Source organism: Cohnella sp. CFH 77786 (assembly GCF_019400745.1).
Taxonomy (GTDB): domain Bacteria; phylum Bacillota; class Bacilli; order Paenibacillales; family Paenibacillaceae; genus Cohnella.
Genome location: NZ_WJIB01000001.1, coordinates 93818 through 117945, shown reverse-complemented (window position 1 = coordinate 117945; position 24128 = coordinate 93818). Strand labels below are relative to the sequence as shown.

Annotated in this window: 21 protein-coding genes; all 21 read left to right on the top strand. The window is 59.2% G+C overall.

Features of this window, described 5'->3' with window-relative positions; translation table 11 throughout:
* The first annotated feature begins 1 nt into the window (after nt 1).
* The 21 genes from GE107_RS00555 to GE107_RS00455 all read left to right on the top strand — a co-directional run bounded on the left by GE107_RS00555 (nt 2) and on the right by GE107_RS00455 (nt 24105).
* On the top strand, nt 2-1489 hold the full coding sequence (locus tag GE107_RS00555; RefSeq protein ID WP_255570071.1) for a protein-glutamate methylesterase/protein-glutamine glutaminase: 1488 nt from the start codon (nt 2-4) through the stop codon (nt 1487-1489).
* 43 nt (nt 1490-1532) lie between these two features.
* A complete protein-coding gene (locus tag GE107_RS00550; RefSeq protein WP_219637455.1) occupies nt 1533-3599 on the top strand; it encodes a chemotaxis protein CheW in 2067 nt (688 codons plus the stop codon).
* Between the two features lie 30 nt (nt 3600-3629).
* A complete protein-coding gene (locus GE107_RS00545; RefSeq protein ID WP_219637454.1) occupies nt 3630-4097 on the top strand; it encodes a chemotaxis protein CheW in 468 nt (155 codons plus the stop codon).
* Nucleotides 4094-4717, top strand: coding sequence for a chemotaxis protein CheC (locus tag GE107_RS00540; RefSeq protein WP_219637453.1), 624 nt, complete (start codon nt 4094-4096; stop codon nt 4715-4717). Before GE107_RS00545 ends, GE107_RS00540 begins: the two co-directional genes overlap by 4 nt.
* Nucleotides 4714-5208 carry a chemotaxis protein CheD gene (locus GE107_RS00535; RefSeq protein ID WP_219637452.1) on the top strand — a complete coding sequence of 165 codons (495 nt, stop codon included), beginning with the start codon at nt 4714-4716 and terminating at the stop codon, nt 5206-5208. The genes GE107_RS00540 and GE107_RS00535 overlap by 4 nt, the downstream gene beginning before the upstream one ends.
* Before the next feature lies 1 nt (nt 5209).
* The gene (locus GE107_RS00530; protein WP_219637451.1) at nt 5210-5623 is read left to right on the top strand and encodes a hypothetical protein; all 414 of its coding nucleotides are present in this window, start codon (nt 5210-5212) and stop codon (nt 5621-5623) included.
* 12 nt (nt 5624-5635) lie between these two features.
* A complete protein-coding gene (locus GE107_RS00525) occupies nt 5636-6424 on the top strand; it encodes a FliA/WhiG family RNA polymerase sigma factor (protein ID WP_219637450.1) in 789 nt (262 codons plus the stop codon).
* A 16-nt stretch (nt 6425-6440) separates the two neighbouring features.
* Entirely contained in the window at nt 6441-7856 is a 1416-nt protein-coding gene (locus GE107_RS00520) for a flagellar assembly protein A (RefSeq protein ID WP_255570070.1), read from the top strand.
* A gap of 31 nt (nt 7857-7887) precedes the next feature.
* Nucleotides 7888-8211, top strand: coding sequence for a hypothetical protein (locus tag GE107_RS00515; protein ID WP_219637448.1), 324 nt, complete (start codon nt 7888-7890; stop codon nt 8209-8211).
* A gap of 33 nt (nt 8212-8244) precedes the next feature.
* Entirely contained in the window at nt 8245-8847 is a 603-nt protein-coding gene (locus GE107_RS00510; protein ID WP_219637447.1) for a hypothetical protein, read from the top strand.
* A complete protein-coding gene (locus GE107_RS00505; RefSeq protein ID WP_219637446.1) occupies nt 8840-9406 on the top strand; it encodes a hypothetical protein in 567 nt (188 codons plus the stop codon). Before GE107_RS00510 ends, GE107_RS00505 begins: the two co-directional genes overlap by 8 nt.
* Before the next feature lie 1248 nt (nt 9407-10654).
* Nucleotides 10655-11353, top strand: a complete 699-nt coding sequence (gene rpsB, locus GE107_RS00500) for a 30S ribosomal protein S2 (protein WP_219637445.1) — start codon at nt 10655-10657, stop codon at nt 11351-11353.
* A 194-nt stretch (nt 11354-11547) separates the two neighbouring features.
* Nucleotides 11548-12198 (top strand): translation elongation factor Ts, encoded by a 651-nt coding sequence (gene tsf, locus GE107_RS00495; protein ID WP_219637444.1) that lies wholly within the window; start codon nt 11548-11550, stop codon nt 12196-12198.
* A gap of 72 nt (nt 12199-12270) precedes the next feature.
* Nucleotides 12271-12999 carry a UMP kinase gene (gene pyrH, locus GE107_RS00490; protein WP_219637443.1) on the top strand — a complete coding sequence of 243 codons (729 nt, stop codon included), beginning with the start codon at nt 12271-12273 and terminating at the stop codon, nt 12997-12999.
* Nucleotides 12999-13553 (top strand): ribosome recycling factor, encoded by a 555-nt coding sequence (frr, locus tag GE107_RS00485; protein ID WP_219637442.1) that lies wholly within the window; start codon nt 12999-13001, stop codon nt 13551-13553. Before pyrH ends, frr begins: the two co-directional genes overlap by 1 nt.
* 121 nt (nt 13554-13674) lie before the next feature.
* Nucleotides 13675-14484: an undecaprenyl pyrophosphate synthase gene (locus GE107_RS00480; protein WP_219637441.1), complete on the top strand. Its 810-nt coding sequence runs from the start codon at nt 13675-13677 to the stop codon at nt 14482-14484.
* 4 nt (nt 14485-14488) lie between these two features.
* Nucleotides 14489-15292 (top strand): phosphatidate cytidylyltransferase, encoded by an 804-nt coding sequence (locus GE107_RS00475; protein WP_219637440.1) that lies wholly within the window; start codon nt 14489-14491, stop codon nt 15290-15292.
* Nucleotides 15293-15445: 153 nt separating this feature from the next.
* Nucleotides 15446-16591: a 1-deoxy-D-xylulose-5-phosphate reductoisomerase gene (locus GE107_RS00470; RefSeq protein ID WP_219637439.1), complete on the top strand. Its 1146-nt coding sequence runs from the start codon at nt 15446-15448 to the stop codon at nt 16589-16591.
* A 96-nt stretch (nt 16592-16687) separates the two neighbouring features.
* On the top strand, nt 16688-17947 hold the full coding sequence (rseP, locus tag GE107_RS00465; protein ID WP_219637438.1) for an RIP metalloprotease RseP: 1260 nt from the start codon (nt 16688-16690) through the stop codon (nt 17945-17947).
* A gap of 27 nt (nt 17948-17974) precedes the next feature.
* On the top strand, nt 17975-19423 hold the full coding sequence (gene proS, locus GE107_RS00460) for a proline--tRNA ligase (RefSeq protein WP_219637437.1): 1449 nt from the start codon (nt 17975-17977) through the stop codon (nt 19421-19423).
* Between the two features lie 353 nt (nt 19424-19776).
* Nucleotides 19777-24105, top strand: a complete 4329-nt coding sequence (locus GE107_RS00455) for a PolC-type DNA polymerase III (RefSeq protein WP_219637436.1) — start codon at nt 19777-19779, stop codon at nt 24103-24105.
* The last annotated feature ends 23 nt before the right edge of the window (nt 24106-24128 follow it).

Genomic DNA, 24128 nt, shown 5'->3' with positions numbered 1-24128 from the left:
GATGATGACTGTCTATCGGGTATTGATCGTGGACGATTCCAGGTTCATGCGCAAGGTGCTGAGCGACGTCGTGGGCTCGGACGAAGCTTTTGCCGTTGCCGGTACGGCCTCCGACGGGGAAGAAGCGATTCGCCTCGCGATGGAATTGAAACCGGACATCATCACGATGGACATGGAAATGCCGAGGATGCACGGGCTTGAAGCGCTTCGGCGCATCATGGCGGCGCATCCGACGCCTGTCATTATGCTGTCCGCGGTAACGGACAATGGCACCCGGGATACGATCAAGGCGCTGCAATACGGAGCATTCGATTTCGTGCGCAAGCCGGATCCGTCGGTGAAATTGGTTATCGAGGAAGTCAGCGAGTACTTGCTCGAGAAGCTTCACATCGCGGCGGAATCGATCCGCAGCGGGTCGTGGCGGGCGCTGCCGGCCGAGTGGGAACCCGGCGGGGAAGAGGCCGCGACGGAAGCGGCAGCCGCCGCGGAGTCGCCCGATCCTGTTCCGCCCGCGGCCGATACGGAACGGACGATTCCTCCGGACGAGTCCGCCGGGCGGGAACGTCCGGCTCCGAAACGGGATCGGACGACCGGAGAAGCCGAGCTGCAACATACAGCCCGCAGAACGATGCCTCCGGCCGTTCCCCCGGCCCGGGCCAAGCCGGCGAAAACGCAGGAGCCGCAGCCGGCGGCAAACTTGCCGAAGTCCGGTGAATCGAAGGGCCGCAAAGCGGAGCCGGCTGCTTCTGCTTCGTCCGCGGCTCCGGTGAAAGGCAAGAATCCCGCATCGGATCCGGTATCGACATCTACCAAGGATAATCGAACGCCGATCCGGCAAGCAACAGGAATGCATGCCGCGGAGCCGCCCGTCGCACCTCCGACAAGCCGGAAGTCGTCCTCGTTCACGCAGATCGTGGCTGTGGGAACTTCGACCGGGGGACCGCGAGCCTTGCATGAGGTGCTCACGAAATTGCCCGAGGATTTCCAAGCCCCGGTGCTGGTCGTTCAGCATATGCCGCCGAAGTTCACCTACTCGCTCGCGCAGCGGCTCAATTCGTTCTGCGCCATCCGGGTGTGCGAAGCGACGCACGACGATCTCGTGGAAACGGGAACGGCTTACATCGCACCGGGCGGGAAACAGATGAGGCTCGCCAAAGATGCTTCCGGCAAATACCGGATCCGGCTTACGGAGGAAGGTCCTCGGAGCGGGCATATGCCTTCCGTGGACGTGCTGTTCGAATCGCTGGTCGGACATCGCGGGCTTGTGCGCCATGCGGTGCTGATGACGGGCATGGGAAGCGACGGGGCCAAAGGCATGAAGGCCCTGCAGGAGGACGGCGCGGAGACGCGGATCGCGGAGTCGGAGGAAACTTGCGTCGTATACGGGATGCCGCGTTCCGCGGTGGAACTCGGCGCCGTCTCCCGCGTGCTTCCGCTCCAGCAAATCACCCCGGCTCTCGTAAGCGAAGTAAGGTCCCGAAACAAATGACAGACTCGCAAGCCAGTCGACGCTATCAGGAGGTGTCCGGCCAGTGGAAATGAATCAGTATATGTCGATTTTCATCGACGAGGCCAACGATCATTTGCAGTCGCTTAACGAGAATATGCTTCGGCTGGAGCAGCAGCCGGAGGATATCGGCATCGTTCAGGTCATTTTCCGATCCGCCCACACGCTCAAAGGAATGTCGGCGACGATGGGGTTCGAGGATCTCGCCTCCTTGACGCACGAAATGGAAAACGTGCTGGACCTGGTCCGCAACGGCAAGCTTGCGATGAACGGCACGATTTTCGATACGTTGTTCAAGGGATTGGACGCGCTCGAAGGCATGGTGCAGGACGTCGTGGCGGGAGGAACAGGCAAACGGGACGTAGCCGACCTGGTCGCGCGTCTTAAAGCGATCGTCAAAGGGGACGTCGAAAGCCAGGGTTCCGGCGCGAAAGCGGCAGCCCAAGAAACGCCCGCATCGCTCACGCTCGACCAGTTTCAGCAATCCGTCTTGATCCAGTCCTTGGAAAGCGGGCATCAGGCTTACTTTATCGAGGTAACGGTCCGCGAGGATTGCTTGCTCAAGGCGGCGAGGGCGTACATGGTGTTCGACGTGCTCGAAAAGCACGGGGAAGTGGTGAAATCCCACCCCTCCGTACAGGACATCGAGCAAGAAAAGTTCGAGCGGAGCTTTACGGTCTATTACATAACGAAAACGGACGAACAGACGCTGGCAGACCAAGTATCCCGCGTTTCGGAAATCGAATCCGTCCGGATGAAGGCGGTGGACAAGTCTTCGCTTCAGGAGATGAACCGGGCCCCGGAAGCGCCGTCCTCCCCGGCGGCTGCGACCGTGCGGGAAACGGCTGCGGCCGCTGCTCCGGCTGCTTCCGCGCCGCCGGCGCCTCAACAACCGGAAGGCTCGTCGCCGCGTTCGGCGCCCGCGACGGGAGGCGGGGCGGTGCCGCGAACGATTCGCGTCGACATTGAGCGGCTGGACTCGCTGATGAACCTGTTCAGCGAGCTGCTGATCGACCGGGTCCGGCTGGAACAGCTGGCTTCGGAAGTGCGAAGGGCCGACCTGACCGAGACGGTGGAGCATATGGCACGCGTCAGCTCCGACTTGCAGAATATCGTGCTGAAGCTTCGAATGGTTCCCGTGGACAGCGTCTTTAACCGGTTTCCTCGAATGGTGCGCGACTTGGCCAAATCTCTGGACAAGAAAGTCGACCTCGTCATCACCGGCGCGGAGACGGAATTGGACCGGACGGTCATCGACGAAATCGGCGACCCGCTCGTCCACTTGATCCGCAACTCCGTCGATCACGGCGTGGAGCCGATCGCGGACCGGACTCAGGCCGGCAAGCCGGAGACCGGAACGATCCATCTGCGCGCCTATCACAGCGGCAACCACGTGTTCATCGAGATCGAAGACGACGGACGCGGCATCAATCGTCCGAAGGTGCTGGAAACCGCGATCAAACGCGGCGTCCTGACGGCCGAGGCGGCCAAATCGCTGAGCGACGACGAGGTCAATATGCTGCTTTTCGCGGCGGGTTTCAGCACCGCGGACAAAGTGTCCGACATCTCGGGCAGGGGTGTCGGCCTCGACGTGGTGAAATCCAAAATCGAGTCGCTCGGCGGCCACGTATCCGTAACCTCGACGTTCGGCAAAGGCACCAAGTTCTCGATCCAGCTGCCGCTAACGCTCTCCATCATTTCGGCCATGCTGATCAAGCTCGGACCGGAGAAATACGCGTTCCCGCTTTCCTCCATCGTGGAGACGGCATCGGTCAAACGCGAGGACATCCGAACGCTGCACGGCACTCGGATCGTCGAATACCGGAATACGATCGTGCCCGTCGTTTCCTTGGCGGAGCTGGTGGAATCGCCGCATTACCGCGACGACGGGGAGACGGAGACGGAAATGCTCGTCGTCCGCAAGGGCGACAAGCTGGCCGCCGTATTGGTCGACGAATTCATCGGACAAAGCGAGATCGTGCTCAAGACGCTCGGCAAGTATTTGACCAACCTGGATCTCGTTTCCGGCGCGACCATTCTCGGCGACGGACAAGTGGCCCTGATCGTCGACCCCAACGCGTTGATCAAATAAAAGCGGAAGCCCACACGAGGAGGAATACGCATGGCAGAAGAGCTGAAAGTCATCGTCTTCACGCTGGCGAACGAAGAATACGGCATTGAAGTCGACAAGGTCAAAACGATCGAACGAATGGCTCCGATCACCCGTGTACCCAAGACCCCGCCGTTCGTCAAAGGCGTCATGAACCTGAGGGGCGTCGTCGTCCCGGTCATCGACCTTCGCGGACGATTCGGGCTTCCCGAGACGGAGCCGACGGAGAACTCCCGGATCATCATCGTATCGGCGAACGACCTTGAAGTCGGATTCATCGTCGATTCGGCGAATGACGTTCTGGACGTGATGAGCGATACGATCGAGAATCCGCCGGAAGTGGTCGGCGGCATCAAAGCGAAATATTTGAGCGGGGTGGCGAAAGTCGGGGAAGACCGTCTGCTCATTCTGCTGCATCTCGCGGAAGTCCTCAACCGTTCGGAAATCATCCAGCTGGAACGGTTCGGGAGCGAGTCATGACGCTGTTCCAGCACGATGCCGACTTCAAGATGGACGTGCTTCGGGAAGTCGGCAATATCGGTGCAGGCAACGCGGCAACCGCGTTATCCCGGCTGCTCGACAAACCCGTCGACATGGCGGTGCCGACGGTCAGCCTGCTTCCCTTCGAGGAAATCGCGAATCGGGTGGGCGGATCGGAAGCGATCGTTGTCGCGATCTTTCTCCGGGTCGACGGCGACGCTCCCGGCAATATGTTTTTCATCATCACCCGCGATTCGGCGCGGCGCCTGCTGCAAGGTCTGCTTTCCTTCGATTCCGCCGCCGGGGAGGGCGAATATTCCGAGCTTGAGCTTTCCGCCCTGTGCGAAATCGGCAACATCCTCGCCGGCTCGTACTTGTCCTCGCTCGGCGATTTGACCGGCCTTTACATGTCGCCTTCCGTGCCCTCCATCGCGGTCGACATGGCCGGGGCGATTCTCAGCTTCGGCTTGCTTCAATTCGGAACGATGGGCGATGACGCGCTATTGATCGACACGACGTTTTTGGAAGGGAAACAAGAAGCGGAAGGGCATTTCTTCCTCATTCCGGATCCGGAGTCGTTCAACAAGCTGTTCCGGGCTTTAGGGGTGCCGGTGGAATGACCGAATCGACGATCGTCAAAGTCGGAATGGCCGATCTGAACGTCGCAAGCGGCGGCGCGCTCCTCAGGACGACCGGTCTCGGTTCCTGCGTCGGCGTTACGCTCTACGATCCGTTCTTGAAAATTGCCGGCATGGCGCATATTATGCTGCCGTCTTCCGAGATCGCCAGGGAAGGCCAGCCTAATCTGGCGAAATACGCGGATACCGCGGTCCCGGAGCTGGTCCGCCGGATGGAGGCCGCCGGAGCCGATCCGAGGCGTCTGGCGGCGAAAATGGCCGGAGGAGCCCAAATGTTCGCGTTCGCGGGAGGAAGCGACTCGATGCGGATCGGCCCCCGAAACGTGGAATCGACCAAGCAGGCGCTGGAGGCGCTGCGGATCCCGCTCCTAGCCGAGGATACGGGCGCGAATTACGGCAGGACGGTGGAATTGGACAGCGGGACCGGAATTTATGTCATCCGGAGCGTTCAATTCGGTGTAAAGGAGATTTAGCATGATCGGTTCCTGGCGTTGGAATGCCGTTTTCGGCGGATTTGGCGCGCTGCTTACCTTCGTGTTCTCGCTCGGGAACAACCCGATCACGATCACGTTCATCCGATGCGTTTACGCATTTCTTGCGTTCGCCTTGATCGCTTTTGCCGTTCGTTTCTTGCTGGCTTCGGCGCTTCCGCCGTCCCGTCCCGACAGCGAATCCGTGCCCATGGAGGACCGGGGCAGCGTCCTCGACCTGGTCACACCGGGCGAGGAAGAGGCGTTAAGCGAAATGATGAAGGAAAATTGGACAGGCGGCAAAGAGAACCCGGTGCTCGGATTCCAGCCCTTGCAGCCCAAACGGCTCGTTTCGCTGGACAATCCCGACCCGGAGGAAGTGGTTCAGGCGATTCGCCGTCTGACCGACGAAAGGTAAGGTGAAGCAAAAATGGTCGATCAATCGAGGTCCAGGTTGTCCCATCAGGACTTGTGGCTGCGCTGGAAAGAAGCCGGCGATCCGGACGCCAGAAAGCTGCTGATCGAGCATTATTTGCCGCTTGTGGAGTATGTGTCCAGCCGGATGGCTGCGTCTTTGCCCAAAAACGTGACGAAGGACGATTTGTCCAGCCATGGCGTCATGGGATTGATCGACGCCATCGAGAAATTCGATTACCAGCGGGGACTCCAATTCGAAACCTACGCTTCCTGGCGCATTCGCGGGGCGATTATCGACGGGCTGCGCCATGGGGATTGGGTGCCGCGTTCCGTTCGTGACAAAGCGAAAAAAATGGAAGACGCATATGCCGTACTGGAGCAGAAGCATCTGCGTTCCGCGACGGACGAAGAAGTATGCGGCTACCTGAACATATCGATGAAAGAATTCGGGCAGATGCTTCAAGAAGTTGCCGTTGCTGCCGTGTGTTCCCTTGAAGACCCGATTCGGGAGGAAGAATCCGAGACCCGGTTATCGCTTTTGGTTGACGATAAGGCGAAGAATCCGGAATCCAAAGTGCATGAGACGTACTTGAAGGAAACGCTTATGCAAGGCTTGGAACGGCTGACGGAAAAGGAGCGAACGGTCGTCTCCCTGTTCTATTACGAGGACCTTTCGCTCAGCGAAATCGCCGAGGTGATGTCTCTGTCCCCATCCCGGATTTCCCAGCTGCATTCCAAAGCGATTTTGAGGCTTCGGGGCGCTCTGGCGAAACAGAAGGAGCAACTGCTTCACAACGGATAAGTAGGAGGCGATGCGCTTGGCCGGCCATGAAACGACACAACTCCAAGACTTACTGCAGGTAACGGTTTCCGATGATAAAATGCAAGCCTATTTGATCTTCCGGCGCGTGGAAGGCGAAGTGAATCTGACGCCAGAGGAACTTACGACTTTCCTGGCTTCCCAGGGGGTGAAGTTCGGGGTGCAGCAGGATCTGTTGCGCTTGATCGCGCAAAGACCCCAGGATTTCTTCTTCAGCCAGAACGCCGTCGCCCTTGGCATTCCCCCGGTGAATGGAATCGACGGCTCCATCCGCATCCTCTACGATCTGGAGGATTCCGGAAACAACCGACCGTCCGAGCGTGAGGATGGCAGCGTCGACTTCCGGCAAGTGGGTCAGCTCGCCAACGTCAAGGCAGGGCAACTGATCGCGGAACGCGTGCCTCCCATTCCCGGCCAACCCGGGAAAGCGGTGACCGGGGATGACGTTCCCTGCAAGGAAGGCAAGGAAGTCATGTTCAAAATCGGCAAAAACGTCGTTGTCAATCCGGAAAAAACGGCGATGTACGCGGCGATTGACGGTTTGGTCACGAAGACGGAGAAGGAGAAGCTGAACGTTTTCCCCGTGTACGAGGTCAACGGCGATGTCGATTACAACATCGGCAACATCGATTTTGTCGGGACGGTCGTGGTGCGCGGCAATATTTTAACCGGTTTCAGGGTCAAGGCTTCCGGCGATATCCGCGTCACCGGCGGGATCGAAGGCGCGGAGGTCGAATCCGAGGGCTCGATCGACATTTCGGGCGGCATCATTGGAAGCAACAAAGGCTACGTTAAAGCCGGGCGAAACGTCAAATGCTCGTTCATTCTGGACGGCAACGTCCTTGCCGGAGAAGACATCATGGTCAGCCAGAGCATCATGCATTCGAACATCCGAGCCGGGCGCAACGTCGAATGCATCGGTGCCAAAGGGCTGCTCGTCGGCGGTCTCGTCCAGGCCGGAGAGAAAGTGACGGCGCGCGTCATCGGCAATACCATGTCGACCGCGACCATCATCGAAGTCGGCGTCAAACCGGAACTCCGCCAGGAACTGCTGGATTTGAGGCAGCAGCTTCGCGCCTTGGCGGAGAGCCTCGACAAAACGGAAAAAGCGCTCTCGCTGCTGGACCAAATGGCGGCCGTCGGCACGCTCGCGCCGGACAAGCTGGCGCTGCGCGTGAAACTCGGCGCGACCAAGAAGCAAGCGGCGGAAGAGATGCGGCTTGCCAAGGAAAGGGTCTTGGAAATCGAAAAAACGCTCGAGGATGCCACGGCGTCGCGCGTCGACGTTACCCATACGATTTATGGAGGCACCAAAATCGTTGTCGGACGGTATACACGGTTCGTGAAAGACAGCGTTCAGCGCGTCTCTTTCCGGTTCATGGACGGGGACATCGCGATGGTGCCCTTCAACTGATTCGGGAGTTCATCCCCGGAGGAGGATTGCCGTGAGCTACAAATCGATCGACCTGCAAACCTCGATTCCGCGCACGGCGGAGCTGTCTCCGCTGGCGCAGCAGCAGCAGCATCGGGGCATCGCCGAACAAGGCATGCTGGCTCAGCAATCCGTGAAAGCCTCGGAACAGCAGGCCGCCCGGATGGCGAAAGCGGAATCTTCCGCCAGAGGAGAGATCAAGGACCGGCAGCCCGGGGGGCAAGGCAGACCGCAATCCAGAGGGAAGAAACGAACCGGCGGAACGGAGCGGGAGCCGGAGCAGGATAGTCGCCCCGGGCATCCGTTCAAAGGGAAACACATCGACTTCATGGGATGACATCGCGGCCGGGAAAGGGGATCATGTGATACGATGATGAGTCCGTGGTTAAGCGTCGTGCTGTTTGGGCTTGCCGTCTTCGGTTATGCATGGCTGTCGTCCGGACGGTCCCGGGTAGAGAGCGCGGACGGAGGGGCCGATCCGGCATACGACCGGCTGCTGGAGGACTTGGAGACGGAAAACCGCGAGCTGTTGGATGCCGTGGCCAAATTCAAGCAAGAGCAGGACGAGACGGTCAGAGGGCTTGTCAAGCAAATCGCGGTTCTCGAGCGGCAGATGAAAGCGGTCGCCGAACAGAGCGCCGCAGCGGCATCGCAGACGGCAGCATCGCAGTCAGCCGCATCGCAGTCGGCCGCGGCCGCATCGCAGCCGTCGGAGTCGTCCGTCGGACAACCGGAAGCTGCAGCTGCCGTTGCTCCCGGGGAACCTCCGGGAACAGAGGATTCCGCCGATGCCGGTCCTTCGCTTGATGCGGCAGACCGATCCGCTTCCATCCGGGTCCGTTACGCGGAACTGTTAGCCTTGCACGAGAGAGGAAGATCCGTCGAGCAGATCGCGAAGTCGGCAGGCATGAACAAAGGCGAGGTTCAATTGATTTTGCAACTGGCGCGGCGGGAGGAAGAGCAGCTTGCGTAAACACCGGAAATGGCTCATGGGCTTCGGCATCGGCATCATGCTGGGGGCCTCGATGCTTCAGCTGATCCTCTTCGCGCGGTCACAAGAACAAGCGCTGATGGTGGCGGAGGGGCCGAAAACTTACACTCAGGAGCAGTTGGACGAAGAGGTGGCCAAGGCGGTCGAAGAAACGAAACGGCAGCTTCCGTCCGCGACCCCCTCTGCGTCACCGGGAGGAAGCGGGGGAGAAAGCGCCTTGAAGCCCGGCAGTGCCGCCAAGCAGCCGGGGGACGGGGCTTCCACGCAGCCGGGAGGAGAAGCGTCGGCATCGCCTGCGCAGCCGGGCCAGACTTCTCCGGACGGGGGAGGCGGACGCGTTGTGGCCTTCTATGTCAACCGCGGGATGAGTTTGAGGACCGTGGCGCTCAGCTTGAAGGCGCTCGGACTTATCGAAGACGCCGGGGATTTCACGGAAGCGGCCCGTTCGATCAGCCGGAAGATGGAAGTCGGGACCGCGACGTTCACGGGCCATCCGACTTACGAGGAGATCATGGCGGAGTTGACCCGCAAGAAAGATTGACGGCCAGTCGGAGGACGTTCACCTGGACCGTATCGATGATCTGCCTGTTGAGCGCGCTCAGCAGGCTTTTTTACTTGAGAGCCGTTTTTACACCATGATGAGATAGGCTCGCGAGAGGAGCTTAGCGTGCGGGTACTCTGCTGTGAAGGGAAAGATATGCTCGCGAGAGGAGCTTAACGTGGGCGCATGGGGCTGCGGAAGAGATAAGCTCGCGAGAGGAACTTAACGTGGCGCATGGGGCTGCGGAAGAGATAAGCTCGCGAGAGGAGCTTAACGTAGGCGCATGGGGCTGCGGAGGAAGAGATAAGCTCGCGAGAGGAGCTTAACGTGGCGCATGGGGCTGCGGAGGAAGAGATAAGCTCGCGAGAGGAGCTTAACGTGGGCGCATGGGGCTGCGGAAGAGATAAGCTCGCGAGAGGAACTTAACGTGGCGCATGGGGCTGCGGAGGAAAGAGATAAGCTCGCGAGAGGAGCTTAACGTGGCGCATGGGGCTGCAGAGGAAGAGATAAGCTCGCGAGAGGAGCTTAACGTGGGCGCATGGGGCTGCGTAGGAAGGGATAAGCTCGCGAGAGGAACTTAACGTGGCGCATGGGGCTGCAGAGGAAGAGATAAGCTCGCGAGAGGAGCTTAACGTGGGCGCATGGGGCTGCGTAGGAAGGGATAAGCTCGCGAGAGGAGCTTAACGTGCGGGTACTCAGCTGTGAAGGGAAAGATAAGCCCTTTAGAGGAGCTAACGTGCGGACGGAAGAGCGAAGTCTAAGTTCCTGCTCCCGCGCCTGCGCATGGGCTATGCCCATCCGGAATACATCTATGGATCAATCTTTGTGTTCTACTTATTTGAATGAATTTATGCTTACTTTCCAGAAAGCACGTAAGACGGTCCGAGCGTCTTACGGAGCCAGAAATGCGATGCGAGAGCTCCCGAAGACGGTCTGATCGTCATAAGGAGCAAAACTCATCCTCCCGAAGTCCCCTTCGGGTGAGATTCGACAATGCTCCCATCAAGGCATTGCACCGGGCAATCGAATATGTTATAGTATCTGTCGGTGTGAAAAAACACACGCCGTTCAATTTCGTCAACGGTGCTTCCTTAAGCCTCCATTCTCAGACGGGAGTCATCACCCTTCTCCTCGAATGGAGCGACGCCAAACTTCGTTTGGCTTGCCTGCACGGGAAGTTTTGGCGAAAGATGCGAGCGGCGGCGGAGATTCACCTACAAAACCATTTTATCAGGAGGTGCAGGAAAGATGGCAGTTATTTCCATGAAACAGCTTCTCGAAGCTGGGGTACACTTCGGTCACCAAACCCGTCGTTGGAACCCGAAAATGGACAAGTACATCTTTACCGAGCGGAACGGCATTTACATTATCGACCTTCAGAAGACGGTCAAGAAAGTCGACGAGGCTTACAACTTCGTACGCCAACTCGCGGAGAACGGCGGCACGATGCTGTTCGTCGGCACGAAGAAACAAGCGCAGGATTCCGTGAAAGACGAAGCGGAACGCTGCGGCATGTATTACATCAACCAACGCTGGCTCGGCGGCACGCTGACCAACTTCGCCACGATCCAGAAGCGCACGGACCGTTTGCATCAGTTGAACAAGTGGGAAGAAGACGGTACGTTCGACGTCCTGCCGAAGAAGGAAGTCATCATCCTCCGCAAGGAGAAAGAGCGCCTCGAGAAATTCCTGGGCGGCATCAAGAACATGCGCAAGCTTCCGGACGCCCTGTTCATCATCGATCCGCGCAAAGAGCGCATCGCCGTAGCCGAAGCCCGCAAGCTGGGCATCCCGATCGTCGGCATCGTCGATACGAACTGCGACCCTGACGAGATCGACTACGTGATCCCGGGCAACGACGACGCGATCCGCGCCGTCAAGCTGCTCACGGCCAAGATGGCCGACGCTATCGTAGAAGCGCATCAAGGCGAAGAAACGACGGCTTAAGGCATAGCTTTCATTCGGGGTTTCCCCCAAAAGTAATCGGAATATGCTTCGAAGGCATTCGTCACTTTTGGGGGAATAGGTTAGGGTGGTCAGAAGCGAACCTTCTCACCGCCCTTTTTTTAAAAACATAAGGGTCGCTCGGCGTGCCGAACGGCATGCTACATATGGAGCGAGAATATCAGGAGGGAATCCACTTGGCTATCAATGCAGCAGACGTTAAAACGCTTCGCGAAAGAACGGGAGCGGGCATGCTCGATTGCAAGAAAGCGCTGGAGGAAGCGAACGGAGATTTGACGAAAGCCGCTGAGCTGCTCCGCGAGAAAGGTCTGGCGGCAGCCGCGAAGAAGGGCGACCGCATCGCCACGGAAGGCATCGTCGAGTCTTACATCCATGGCGGCGGCCGGATCGGCGTACTGGTCGAAGTCAACTGCGAAACCGACTTCGTGGCCAAAACCGAGCAGTTCCGCACGTTCGTCAAGGACATCGCCATGCAAATCGCCGCGGCGAACCCGAAATTCCTGTCCCGCGAGGAAGTTTCCCAGGAAGAGCTGGACAAGGAACGCGAAATTCTCCGCAACCAAGCGCTGAACGAAGGCAAACCGGAGAAAATCGTAGACAAAATGGTCGAAGGCCGCATGAACAAGTACTATGAAGAAAACTGTCTGATGGAGCAAGCGTTCGTCAAAGATCCGGACAAAACGATCACGACGCTGCTGAACGAAAAAATCGCCGCCATCGGAGAGAAAATTTCCATCCGCCGTTTTGCCCGCTTCGAACTGGGCGAAGGCCTGGAGAAAAAAGTGGACAACTTCGTCGAAGAGGTCATGGCCCAGGCGAAGCTGTAATAAGCTACCGCCGACCCGGGAACACGCTGTGTTCCCTCTTTTTTAAACCACGACACGATGGAGGTAACGGATTTGGAACGTCCCGTATTTAAACGCGTGGTGCTCAAAGTGAGCGGCGAGTCGTTGTCCGGCCCGAACGGATACGGGATCGACGCGACGACCATCCTGTCGATAGCGGAGCAAGTGAAGGAAGTCATCGAACTCGGCGTCGAAGTCGCGATCGTCTGCGGCGGAGGCAACATCTGGCGGGGCATCGCCGGCAGCCAGAAGGGCATCGACCGCGCGACGGCGGATTACATGGGCATGCTGGCCACGGTGATGAACTCCCTGGCCCTGCAGGACGCGCTCGAGCAAATGAACGTGCCCAGCCGGGTCCAGACGTCGATCGCCATGCAGCAGATCGCGGAGCCTTACATCCGCCGCCGGGCGATTCGGCATCTGGAGAAGGGCCGCGTCGTGATCTTCGCCGCCGGCACCGGTAATCCGTTCTTCTCGACCGACACGACGGCCGCGCTGCGCGCCGCCGAGATCGAGGCGGAAGTTATCCTGATGGCCAAGAACAAGGTGGACGGCGTCTACAGCGCCGACCCTTTCAAGGACGCCAGCGCCGAGAAGTACGAGCAGTTGACCTATATGGACGTGCTGAACAAAAATCTGGGCGTCATGGATTCCACGGCTTCTTCTTTGTGTATGGACAACAATATTCCGCTTATCGTATTCGCGATTACCGAGAAAGGAAACATTAAACGTGCCGTCATGGGCGAGAAAATCGGCACGATCGTAAAAGGGAGTGTAAACTAGTGCCGCAATCGATCAAAAAAGACGCGGAAGAACGGATGGAAAAGGCGCTGGCCGCCTTGAAACGCGATTTGTCCACGCTTCGCGCGGGACGCGCATCCCCGGCCGTACTCGAACGCTTATCGGCCGAGTATTACGGAACGCCGACTCCGATTAATCAGCTCGGTTCGATTACGACGCCGGACTCCCGCACGCTGGTCATCCAGCCGTGGGACAAATCCGCGCTGGCCGCGATCGAGAAAGCGATCCTGAAATCGGATCTCGGGCTGAACCCCGCGAACGACGGGTCGATCATCCGGATCGTCATCCCGCCGCTCACGGAAGAACGCCGTAAAGAACTCGCCAAAGAGACGAAGAAGTTCGGCGAGGAGGCCAAAGTGGCGATCCGCAACATCCGCCGCGACGCCAACGACGATATCAAGAAGAAGGAAAAAGACGAGATTTCCGAAGACGAGTCGAGACGTCACCAGGACGATGTCCAGAAACTGACCGACCGTTACGTGGCCGAAGTGGACAAAATATTGGCCGCCAAAGAAAAGGAAATCATGGAAGTGTAAACGCCCGGGTGTTGGCCCCTCCGTCAGGTGGGGTTTATTCTCTTTTGTACACTGCAATCGTTACCCAGCGGCGTTAGCCGCGGTCGGTTGTCAGGCAGGCACTTTCGAAGGGGGAACGACCATGAGCGGCCTAATCGGAGGTTGGCTCCGCAGGCTCAGGACCGGCGCCGCCGGCCAGGCCGGCACCACGGGAACCGGCCCGGACCCGGATGGGGATGCCTTGCCGGCGGGCGACAACATTCCCCGGCACGTGGCGGTCATTATGGACGGCAACGGACGTTGGGCGAAATCGCGAGGTCTGCCCCGCATCGCGGGCCACCATAACGGCATGAAGGCGGTTAAACGGATCGCGAAAGCGGCCGACCGCATCGGGGTCAAGGTGTTGACGTTGTATGCCTTCTCCACGGAGAATTGGAAAAGGCCCAAAGCCGAAGTGGAATTCCTGATGAAGCTGCCGCAGGAGTTTCTCTCGATCGAGCTGTCGGAGCTGATCGAAAATAACGTTCAAGTACGTATGATGGGCCACCTGGAAGGGCTTCCGGAGCATACGCTGGCCGCCGTGGAAGAGGCGGTCCGCCGGACGGAGAGCAATACCGGACTTATCCTGAATTTCGCGCTCAATTACGGAAGCCGCATGGAGATGCTCGAAGCCGCCCGGATCATGGCCCGCGAAGCGGCCAGCGGGGCGCTTGACCCCGAATCGATTACCGAAGAGAGTTTCGAAAGCCGACTGCTGTCAAGCGGACTGCCCGACCCCGATCTGTTGATCCGGACGAGCGGGGAACTGCGGCTGAGCAATTTCATGTTATGGCAGCTGGCCTACAGCGAATTCTGGTTTACCGACGTCTACTGGCCGGAATTCACCGAACGACATTTATACGACGCCGTCCGCGAATATCAGCGGCGCGCGCGCCGTTACGGAGGACTGTGACCTCATGGTTCAACGCATCGTGACCGGTGTGGTGGCGGGCGCCGTTTTCGCCGGTCTTCTCTTGCTCGGGGGCTGGTTTTATGCCGGGCTGCTTCTCGTTATGGCGATGATCGGATTCGCGGAATACGTCAAGCTGAACGGACAAGCCCGGTCCAGATGGGACGTAGCGGCGGCGTTCGCGGCCGTTTTCCTGCTCACCTTGACAAGGCTGCCGGACGGTTGGGCGATCTCATTGCCCTCGTTCGAAACCGTAGCCTGGATTCTGATGTTTCTGCTTCTGGCCGCCACGGTGTTCAGCAAAAACGAAACGAGCCTGGATCATGCCGCTTTGCTGTTCGTGGGAGCGATATATGTCGGAACGGGATTCCATTACATGCTGGCGACCCGGGAGCTGGAGCACGGTATTTTCTGGTCGGCGGTCACGTTCGTCTGTATCTGGTCATCGGACGCAGGCGCTTATTTCGTCGGCAAATCGATAGGCAGAACGAAGCTATGGCCGGCGATCAGCCCGAACAAAACGGTCGAAGGATCGGTCGGCGGACTCGTGCTTGCCGTCGCAGCCGGGCTCGCGTTCGCTTGGTGGAAGCCGGAATGGCTCGGATACGGGCAAGCGGCCGCGATCGGGGCGGTGGCTGCCGTGTGCGGACAGCTTGGGGACTTGGTCCAATCCGCGTATAAGAGATTGCGGGGCGTGAAGGATTCCGGGCAGCTGCTGCCCGGACACGGGGGCATCCTGGACCGTACGGACAGCTGGCTGATCGTATTCCCGATCGTCCATTTGCTTGGACTGCTGACGACAGCTGGCTGATCGTATTCCCGATCGTCCATTTGCTTGGACTGCTGACGACAGCTGGCTGATCGTATTCCCGATCGTCCATTTGCTTGGACTGCTGACGACAGCGGGTTGATCGATTGATGGATAAGATTACATAAAAGTAAAGTGGTTGGGAGGTCGCCGATCTTGAAGAAAATCGCCGTCCTCGGGAGCACGGGATCCATCGGAACGCAGACGCTGGACGTGATTTCACGCGATCCCGAGGCTTATGAGGTCGTCGGGCTGGCCGCCGGGAGGAATGCGGATCTGCTTCTCGAACAAGCCGAAGCTTTCCGCCCCAAGCTCGTTTCGGTCTCCTCGAAGGAGCTCGCCGAGCGGATCCGCCACCGCCTTCCGGCCGGAACGCGGGTCGTCCATGGGGAGGAAGGGCTGATCGAGGTCGCCGCGAATGCAAGCGCGGATTTCGTGGTTTGCGCGCTGGTCGGCAGCCTCGGCCTCACCTCCACGCTTGCAGCCATCGACGCCGGCGCGGCGATCGGACTGGCGAACAAGGAAACGCTCGTGACGGCCGGCCACCTCGTCATGGCCCGCGCGGCCGCCAAAGACGTCCGGCTTCTGCCGGTGGACAGCGAGCACTCGGCGTTGTTCCAATGTCTGAACGGAGAGGACCGCAAAGCGCTGAAGCGGCTTATCCTCACGGCGTCAGGCGGCAGCTTCCGCGACAGGACGAGGGAGCAGCTCGAAGGCGTAACGGTAGAGGAGGCCTTGAAGCATCCGAATTGGAGCATGGGCTCCAAAATCACGATCGATTCGGCCACCATGGCAAACAAAGGGCTCGAAGTGATCGAAGCCCACTGGCTGTTCGGCGTGCCGTACGACCGGATCGACGTCATGATCCATCCCGAGAGCATCGTCCACTCGATGGTGGAATTCGAGGACACGAGCGTGATGGCGCAGCTTGGCAACCCCGACATGCGGGTGCCGATTCAGTACGCGCTTACTTATCCGGAGAGGCGTCCATCGCCAGCCTCACCGCTGGATTTGTTGGCTAGAGGCACGCTGCATTTCCGGCCGATGGATTTCACGCGTTATCCCTGCATGCGGTTGGCCTACGAAGCGGGAAGAACCGGCGGCACGGCGCCGGCGGTCTTCAACGCGGCCAACGAAGCGGCGGTGGCCCGTTTCTTGAAGGGCGAGATCCCTTTCCTCGCCATCGAAGACATCATTGAGGAAGCGCTCGGGCGTCATCACCCGGTGTCGGTCCCGGATCTCGAGACAATCCTGGAAACCGATCGCTGGGCACGCAGAGAAGCCGCGTCTTGGCATCGATGACACCGAAAGTCGTCCCGTCCGTATTCTCTTGTAACGGCTCGGAGAATAATGTTAATCTAAGGACAGCCGTTCGCGGCGACGACGGGAGTTGATGGCATGCAAACCTTACAGGTCGTACTCGCGACCGTTCTCATGTTCTTTTTGCTCGTATCCCTGCACGAATGGGGACACTTCTATTTCGCCCGCAGGGCCGGGATCCTCGTTCGGGAATTCGCGATCGGATTCGGACCGAAGCTGTTCTCGGTGAAGCGCGGAGAAACCCGCTACACGATCCGGCTGCTGCCGATCGGGGGCTTCGTCCGCATGGCCGGGGAGGACCCGGAAGTGGTGGACGTCCAGCCGGGCCAGACGGTTGCCGTCAAGCTCAAGGACGATAAGGTCACCCGGATTTATCTCGACCGTCTCGACGAACGCTCGAACGTGCTTCGCGGAGAAGTGAAATCGATCGATCTGGAGCGGGATTTGCACGTTCGGCTCGACGTGGACGGAGAGACGATGCGGCTCAATGTCCATCCGCAAGCCTTGATGGTGGCGCGGGGCCGGGAAACGCAAATCGCGCCGGTCGACCGCCAGTTCGGAAGCAAACCGGTAGGCAAGCGGGCGCTCGCGATCTTCGCGGGACCGGTGATGAACTTCATTCTGGCATTCGTGCTGTTCGGAATCGCGATCCAGATGTCGGGCATTCCCGCCGAGCATCCGACCAAGGTGATCATTTACAGAGTCGTCGACGCTTCCCCGGCGTCTGAAGCCGGACTCAAGAATGGGGACTGGATCCAATCGGTGAACGGCCAGGCGATCGGCGGCGATGTCGATTCCTTCGTCAAGCTGATCGGGGACTCCGCAGGCAAACCGATGAAGTGGGTCGTGGGCCGCGGCGGAGCCGAGGTGCCTTTAACCGTGACGCCGGGGTCCGACGGCAAAGTCGGCATCTACCCGGGGCCGGAGAAACGGTCGCCGGGCATCGGCGAAAGCATCTCCATGGCGGGCCAATCGATGGCGCATTGGACGAACGTCATTTTCGACGGATTCCGGAAAATCGTCTTCGGCGAGGTCGGACTCAAGGACATGAGCGGTCCGGTCGGCACGACCAAGGTCACATTGGACATCGCGCGGCAAGGGCTTCCCTATCTCACGAATTGGGCCGCCATTCTCAGCCTGTACCTCGGCATCTTCAATCTGCTGCCGATTCCGGCGCTGGACGGAAGCCGCCTGATGTTCCTCGGACTGGAAGCCGTGCGCGGCCGTCCCATCGATCCGAACCGGGAAAGCATGGTCCACTTCATCGGATTCGCGATGCTGATGCTGCTTATGGTGGTCGTAACGTATAACGATATTTTGGGTTTGGTCAGAAAATAAGCCGTTATCAGGGGTTGGAGAACCGATATGTCGAAGGATAAAGGATTCGTTACGGAAATTACGCCTCAGGGAGAGGATTTTTCCCGTTGGTATATCGACGTCATCAAAAAAGCCGAGCTGATGGACTATTCCCCGGTCCGGGGCTGCATCGTGTTCCGTCCGGACGGCTACGAGCTTTGGGAGAACATGCAGCGGGAGCTGGACCAACGCTTTAAGGACACGGGACACCGCAACGCGTATTTCCCGTTGTTCATTCCGGAGAGCTTCTTCCAAAAGGAAAAGGAGCACGTCGAAGGCTTTAATCCGGAGCTTCCTTGGGTGACCGAAGCGGGCGGCGAGAAGCTGGAGGAGCGACTGGCGATCCGTCCCACTTCGGAGACGATGATCGGCCATATGTATTCGAAGTGGATCAACTCCTATCGCGATCTTCCTCTGCTGATCAACCAATGGGCGAACGTTGTCCGTTGGGAGAAACGCACCTTGCCGTTCCTGCGCACGAGCGAGTTCCTGTGGCAGGAAGGCCATACGGCGCATGAGGACGAAGCGGACGCGCGGCGCGAGACGATGCAGATGCTGGACGTCTATACCGATTTCGTCGAGAACGTGCTTGCGATTCCGGTCATCAAAGGCCAGAAGACGCCTTCCGAGAAATTTGCCGGCGCCGTAGACACATACTCCATCGAAGCGATGATGCGCGACGGTCGCGCGGTCCAAGCCGGGACGTCCCACTACCTGGGAACGAATTTCGCGGTCGCGTTCGACATCAAGTACTTAAGCCGCGAGAACACGCAGGAATATTGCCATACGACGTCCTGGGGCGTCAGCACCCGCTTGATCGGTTCGCTGATCATGGTGCATGGCGACGACAGAGGACTCGTGCTTCCGCCCAAGGTGGCCCCGACGCAAGTCATCATGATCCCGATCGGCCCTCCGAAGACTCGGGACCAAGTCATCGCCAAGACCGACGAGCTGTTCGCCGAGCTGAAGAAAGCCGGCGTCCGTGTCCGAGTGGACGACCGTTCCGACGTTTCGCCGGGCTGGAAGTTCAACGAGTACGAGATGCGCGGCATCCCGATCCGTCTGGAGCTTGGACCGCGGGACCTCGAGAACGGCGTCTGCGTCCTCGTCTCCCGCGTAAGCGGCGAGAAAAAGCAAGTGCCCCTGGAGAACCTGGCGGATGAAGTGAAGGCAATGCTCGAACAGGTGCACCAGGAGATGTACCGGCGCGCGCTTCAGTTCCGCGAAGAGCATTTCTTCTCCGCAGACACGCTGGACGAGTTGAAATCGAAGCTCGAGGAGCACCGCGGCTTCGCGCTTGCCGGCTGGTGCGGCTCGGAAGCCTGCGAGAAGCAGGTGAAGGAAGAGAGCGGCGCGACGAGCCGCAACATTCCGTTCGAACCGGCCGAGACGAAGAACAAGTGCCTCGTTTGCGGGGATCCCTCCAAACACACGGTCGTGTTCGCGAGAGCGTATTGATTTAGGGAACATGAAATCCCCGTAGCGGTTGGACTGGTGCACCGCTATGGGGATTTTTTTCTGTCGGCGGGAACAAGTCATCCGCCGTAATAGCGTCACACGGACACGGTTACACCTGGCGAAATAGCGTCGCAGGGATACGAATCCTCACGTTGTTTCGCTCACCTTCCGAAATAGCGTCTTCGATTCTAGAAACGCATGAACCGACCTTCCCTTTTCGATTCTCTTACGATAAAATAATAGACAACTGAGCAGCTTCCGAATGGAAGAAGGCTGAACCGGCCCGGAGCACGGGAAGGGCGCCGTCATTCGCGGAAGCTTTTGCTTTTTCTGAAGCTGGGAGGCAGGTACATATGCATCAAGCCGCGGATGGACGCAAACGGTTCGAATTGCTGCTCCAGCAGGCGGAAATTCCGGCTGCCTGGGTCTCGGAATATTTCTCGGACGGCTACATCGACAAGGTCGAGGTAAGCAAAGCCCGCAAGGAATGGAAGTTTCATATCGTCAAAAGCACGCCTCTACCGGCGTCGATATACATAGGCTGGATCGAAAAAATGAAAGCGAAGCTCGGCCACCTGGCGGACATCGTCGTCCGCCTCGCCTACGAGGACGCGGTACCGACGTCTACCGTCCTCGAAGAGTATTGGCCGGTGTTCGTGGAATGGATGCAGCGGGAATTCGTGTCGGTCAACGGGTGGCTGGCCAAGGCGCGGATCGAGGCGGAGAACGGCTTGCTTACGCTGTATTTGCTGGACGAGATGTCGCTTGGCCTCGCCCAGCGAAAGTCCGTCGACGCGCACGCCGTCCGGTTTTTCGAGGATCGTTTCGGGCGTTCTTGCCGCGTGAAGCTGGCCGTGGGGGAGTCGAGGCAGGAGGTCTACGACGAATTCCAGCAGAAAATCCGGGAGGAGAACGGCCAAGCGGTCCAGCAGCTGATGGCGACCGTCCAGACGGAAGCGCCGCCTGCCGGAGACGCGCCGGAAGTGCTGCAGCACGGCTACGAGATCAAGGACGAGCCGGTGCCGATCCAGCAGGTCCAGGAAGAAGAGAAAAAGGTGACGGTCCAAGGCACCGTTTTCGGCCTCGAGGTCAAGGAGTTGCGCACGGGCAGCACGCTTTATCAGTTCAACGTGACCGATTTCACCGATTCCATCGGCGTCAAGGTGTTCGGCAAAACGAAAGACGACAACAAAGTGCTCGGGCTGCTCGCGAACGGCAAATGGCTGAAGCTGAGAGGCCGCGTGGAATACGACCGGTTCATGAATCCGCCCGAGCTCGTCATGATGCCGAGCGACCTGAAGGAAGTGTCCGCCCCCCCGGAGCCGAAGGACGAAGCCGAGGAGAAACGCGTAGAGTTCCATTTGCATACGACGATGAGCGCGATGGACGCCGTCACTCCCGTCGACGCGTATATCAAAACCGCGGCCAAGTGGGGGCACAAGGCGATCGCGATTACCGACCACAGCAACGTCCAATGTTATCCCGACGCGGTCAAGGCCGGCAAGAAGCACGGCATGAAGGTGTTGTTCGGGGTAGAGGCGAACGTCGTCAACGATGCCGTGCCGATGGTGCTGAACCCAAGGGAAGAGAGCCTGCCGGACGCCACTTACGTCGTATTCGACATCGAGACCACGGGCCTGTCCGTGACGGCGAACAAAATCATCGAGCTGGCCGGCGTCAAGATGAAGGATGGGCAGGAGATCGGGCGGTTCGAAACGTTCATCAATCCGCATGAGCCCATTCCCTACAACATCCAGCAGCTCACGGGCATAGGCGACGAGATGGTGAAGGACGCACCCGAGCTGGCGCCGAAGCTTCGCGAGTTCCTTGAGTTCGTCCAGGATTCCGTTCTGGTCGCGCACAACGCGAGGTTCGATATCGGCTTCATCCAGGAAGCCTGCAAGCAACACGGGTTCCCGCCGGTCGCCAATTCGGTGCTCGACACGCTGGAGTTGGCCCGATTCCTGCATCCGACGATGAAGAATCACCGCCTCAATACGCTGGCGGACCTGTACAAGGTTTCGCTCGAAAACCACCACCGGGCCATCGACGACACGATCGCGCTCGGAGGTATCCTGAACGGGCTCATCAAGGACGCCCAGACACGCGGCGTTGCGGAGCTGCACCAGCTGAACGAAGTGAACGTCAACGGATGGAAGACGACGAGGCCGTTCCACTGCGGCATCTATGCGCTGAACGCGGTCGGCAAGAAAAATCTGTTCAAGCTGATCTCCCTGTCGCACACGGATTTTTTCAACCGGGTCGCTTGCATCCCGAGAAGCAAGCTGGTCGAGCTGCGCGAAGGGCTTCTCGTGATGTCAGGCTGCGAGAAAGGCGAATTTTTCGAAACGGTGCTGAACAAATCGCTCGAGGAAGCGGAAGATGTGGCGGCATTCTACGACGTCCTGGAGATCCAACCGCTCGATTTCTACATGCACTTGCTGGACAAGGGCCTGGTCGGCAGCCGGGCGGAGCTGGAGGAGGCGCTGCGCAAAATTTGCCGGATCGGAGAGAAGCTCGGCAAGCCGGTCGTCGCCACGGGCAACGTCCACTACTTGACGCCTCGGGAGAAGCTGTTCCGCGACGTCACGATCCATGGCATCACCGGCTTCAGCCCGCTCAAGGACCAACGCAAGCCGGACGCGCATTTCCGCACCACGAACGAGATGCTCGAATGTTTCGCGTTCCTGGGCAAAGAGAAAGCGTACGAAGTGGTCGTGAGGAATACGTCGGAGCTGGCGGACCGGTTCGAACCGTTCGAAATGTTTCCGAAGAAGGGCGGCCCGACCGACAACGGCCTGTTCTCGCCGATCATCGACGGGGCCGACGAGGAAATCCGGAACAAATGCTATGAGACGGCCCGCCGGATGTACGGCGATCCGATCCCGGAAATCGTCACCGCCCGGCTCGAGAAAGAGCTTAAGCCGATTATCCAGTACGGCTTCTCGGCGAACTACCTGATCTCCGAACGGCTCGTGAAAAAGTCGAATGCGGACGGCTATCTGGTCGGCTCGCGGGGGTCCGTCGGGTCGTCCGTCGTCGCGATGTTTCTGGGGATCTCGGAGGTGAATCCGCTGCCCGCGCACTACCTGTGCCGCAATCCCTCATGCAAGCGCAGCGAGTTCATCACCGACGGCAGCGTGCCCAGCGGCTTCGATCTGAAGGACAAGCCCTGCCCGGATTGCGGGAACGTTATGAAGGGCGACGGTCAGGACATTCCGTTCGAGACGTTCCTCGGGTTCAAGGGCGACAAGGTTCCCGATATCGACCTCAACTTCTCGGGCGAATACCAGCCGCACGCCCACAATTACACGAAGGTGCTGTTCGGCGAGAAGAGCGTGTTCCGCGCGGGCACGATCGGCACGGTCGCGGAGAAAACGGGTTTCGGCTACGCGAAGAAGTACCAGGAGGACCACGGCAAATCGTGGCGGGGCGCGGAGCTGAACCGGATCGCGCTCGGCGTCACGGGCGTGAAGCGTTCGTCCGGACAGCATCCCGGCGGCATCGTCGTCGTGCCTGACTATATCGAGGTCGAGGACATCACCCCGGTCCAGTACCCTGCCGACGACACGAGCTCGGAGTGGAAAACGACCCATTTCGACTACCACGCCTTCGACGAGAACCTGCTCAAGCTCGATATTCTCGGGCACGACGATCCGACGATGATGCGGATGCTGCAGGACTTGACCGGAGTCGATCCGACGACGATTCCGATGAACGATCCGAAGGTTATGAGCCTCTTCAACTCGGTGGTAGCGCTCGGCGTTACGCCCGAACAGATCCGTACCCCGGTGGCCACGTACGGGGTGCCGGAGATGGGAACGCGCTTCGTTCGCCAGATGCTCGAGGAAACGAAGCCTTCCTCCTTCGCCGACCTGCTGCAGATCTCGGGCTTGTCCCACGGCACGGGGGTCTGGCTTGGCAACGCGCAGGAGCTGATCAAGAACGGCACCTGCACGATCAAGACGGTCATCGGCTGCCGCGACGACATCATGCTTTTCCTCATTTATAAGGGAGGAATGGATGCGTCGCTGGCGTTCAAAATCACCGAAAGCGTGCGGAAGGGCAAGGGACTGACGCCGGAGTGGATCGACGAAATGAAGCGCTCCGGGGTGCCGCAGTGGTACATCGACTCCTGCTTGAAAATCGAGTACATGTTCCCGAAGGCGCACGCGTCGGCCTACGTTATCTCGGCCGTACGGACGGCCTACTTCAAGCTGTATTATCCGATCGAATTTTATGCGACGTATTTCTCCGTCCGGGCGGCGGATTTCGACGTGGAGCTGTTCTGCCAAGGCTACGACGCGATTCTCAAAACGCTCGTCGACATCGAAAACAAAGGGTTCCAAGCGACGACGAAAGAGAAAAACATGATCTCGATCCTCGAAATGGGGCTGGAGATGACGGCGCGCGGCTTCAAGGTGAAACCGCTGGACCTGTACCGTTCCGACGCCACCCGCTTCATCGTGGACGGCGATTCCCTCATTCCGCCGTTCTCGGCGGTCGCGGGCATCGGCGAGAACGCGGCGCGCAACATCGCGGCTTCCCGCGCGGACGGCGACTTCCTCTCCATCGAGGATTTCCAGCAACGCTCCAAGGCGAGCAAGACGATCGTCGAGCTGCTGAACGGCATGGGATGCTTCCGCGGGCTGCCGGAGAGCAACCAGCTGATGCTGTTCTGATCTCGGAGAACCGGCTCGAAAGC

What these genes read in the sequence shown, in the direction of transcription:
- rpsB (WP_219637445.1), top strand. Translation starts at nt 10,655, where the DNA reads ATGGCAGTTATTTCCATGAAACAGCTTCTCGAAGCTGGGGTACACTTC.
- GE107_RS00525 (WP_219637450.1), top strand. Translation starts at nt 5,636, where the DNA reads ATGGTCGATCAATCGAGGTCCAGGTTGTCCCATCAGGACTTGTGGCTG.
- GE107_RS00545 (WP_219637454.1), top strand. Translation starts at nt 3,630, where the DNA reads ATGGCAGAAGAGCTGAAAGTCATCGTCTTCACGCTGGCGAACGAAGAA.
- GE107_RS00540 (WP_219637453.1), top strand. Translation starts at nt 4,094, where the DNA reads ATGACGCTGTTCCAGCACGATGCCGACTTCAAGATGGACGTGCTTCGG.
- GE107_RS00555 (WP_255570071.1), top strand. Translation starts at nt 2, where the DNA reads ATGATGACTGTCTATCGGGTATTGATCGTGGACGATTCCAGGTTCATG.
- proS (WP_219637437.1), top strand. Translation starts at nt 17,975, where the DNA reads ATGTCGAAGGATAAAGGATTCGTTACGGAAATTACGCCTCAGGGAGAG.
- GE107_RS00475 (WP_219637440.1), top strand. Translation starts at nt 14,489, where the DNA reads ATGGTTCAACGCATCGTGACCGGTGTGGTGGCGGGCGCCGTTTTCGCC.
- rseP (WP_219637438.1), top strand. Translation starts at nt 16,688, where the DNA reads ATGCAAACCTTACAGGTCGTACTCGCGACCGTTCTCATGTTCTTTTTG.
- GE107_RS00510 (WP_219637447.1), top strand. Translation starts at nt 8,245, where the DNA reads ATGATGAGTCCGTGGTTAAGCGTCGTGCTGTTTGGGCTTGCCGTCTTC.
- GE107_RS00455 (WP_219637436.1), top strand. Translation starts at nt 19,777, where the DNA reads ATGCATCAAGCCGCGGATGGACGCAAACGGTTCGAATTGCTGCTCCAG.
- GE107_RS00480 (WP_219637441.1), top strand. Translation starts at nt 13,675, where the DNA reads ATGAGCGGCCTAATCGGAGGTTGGCTCCGCAGGCTCAGGACCGGCGCC.
- GE107_RS00530 (WP_219637451.1), top strand. Translation starts at nt 5,210, where the DNA reads ATGATCGGTTCCTGGCGTTGGAATGCCGTTTTCGGCGGATTTGGCGCG.
- GE107_RS00535 (WP_219637452.1), top strand. Translation starts at nt 4,714, where the DNA reads ATGACCGAATCGACGATCGTCAAAGTCGGAATGGCCGATCTGAACGTC.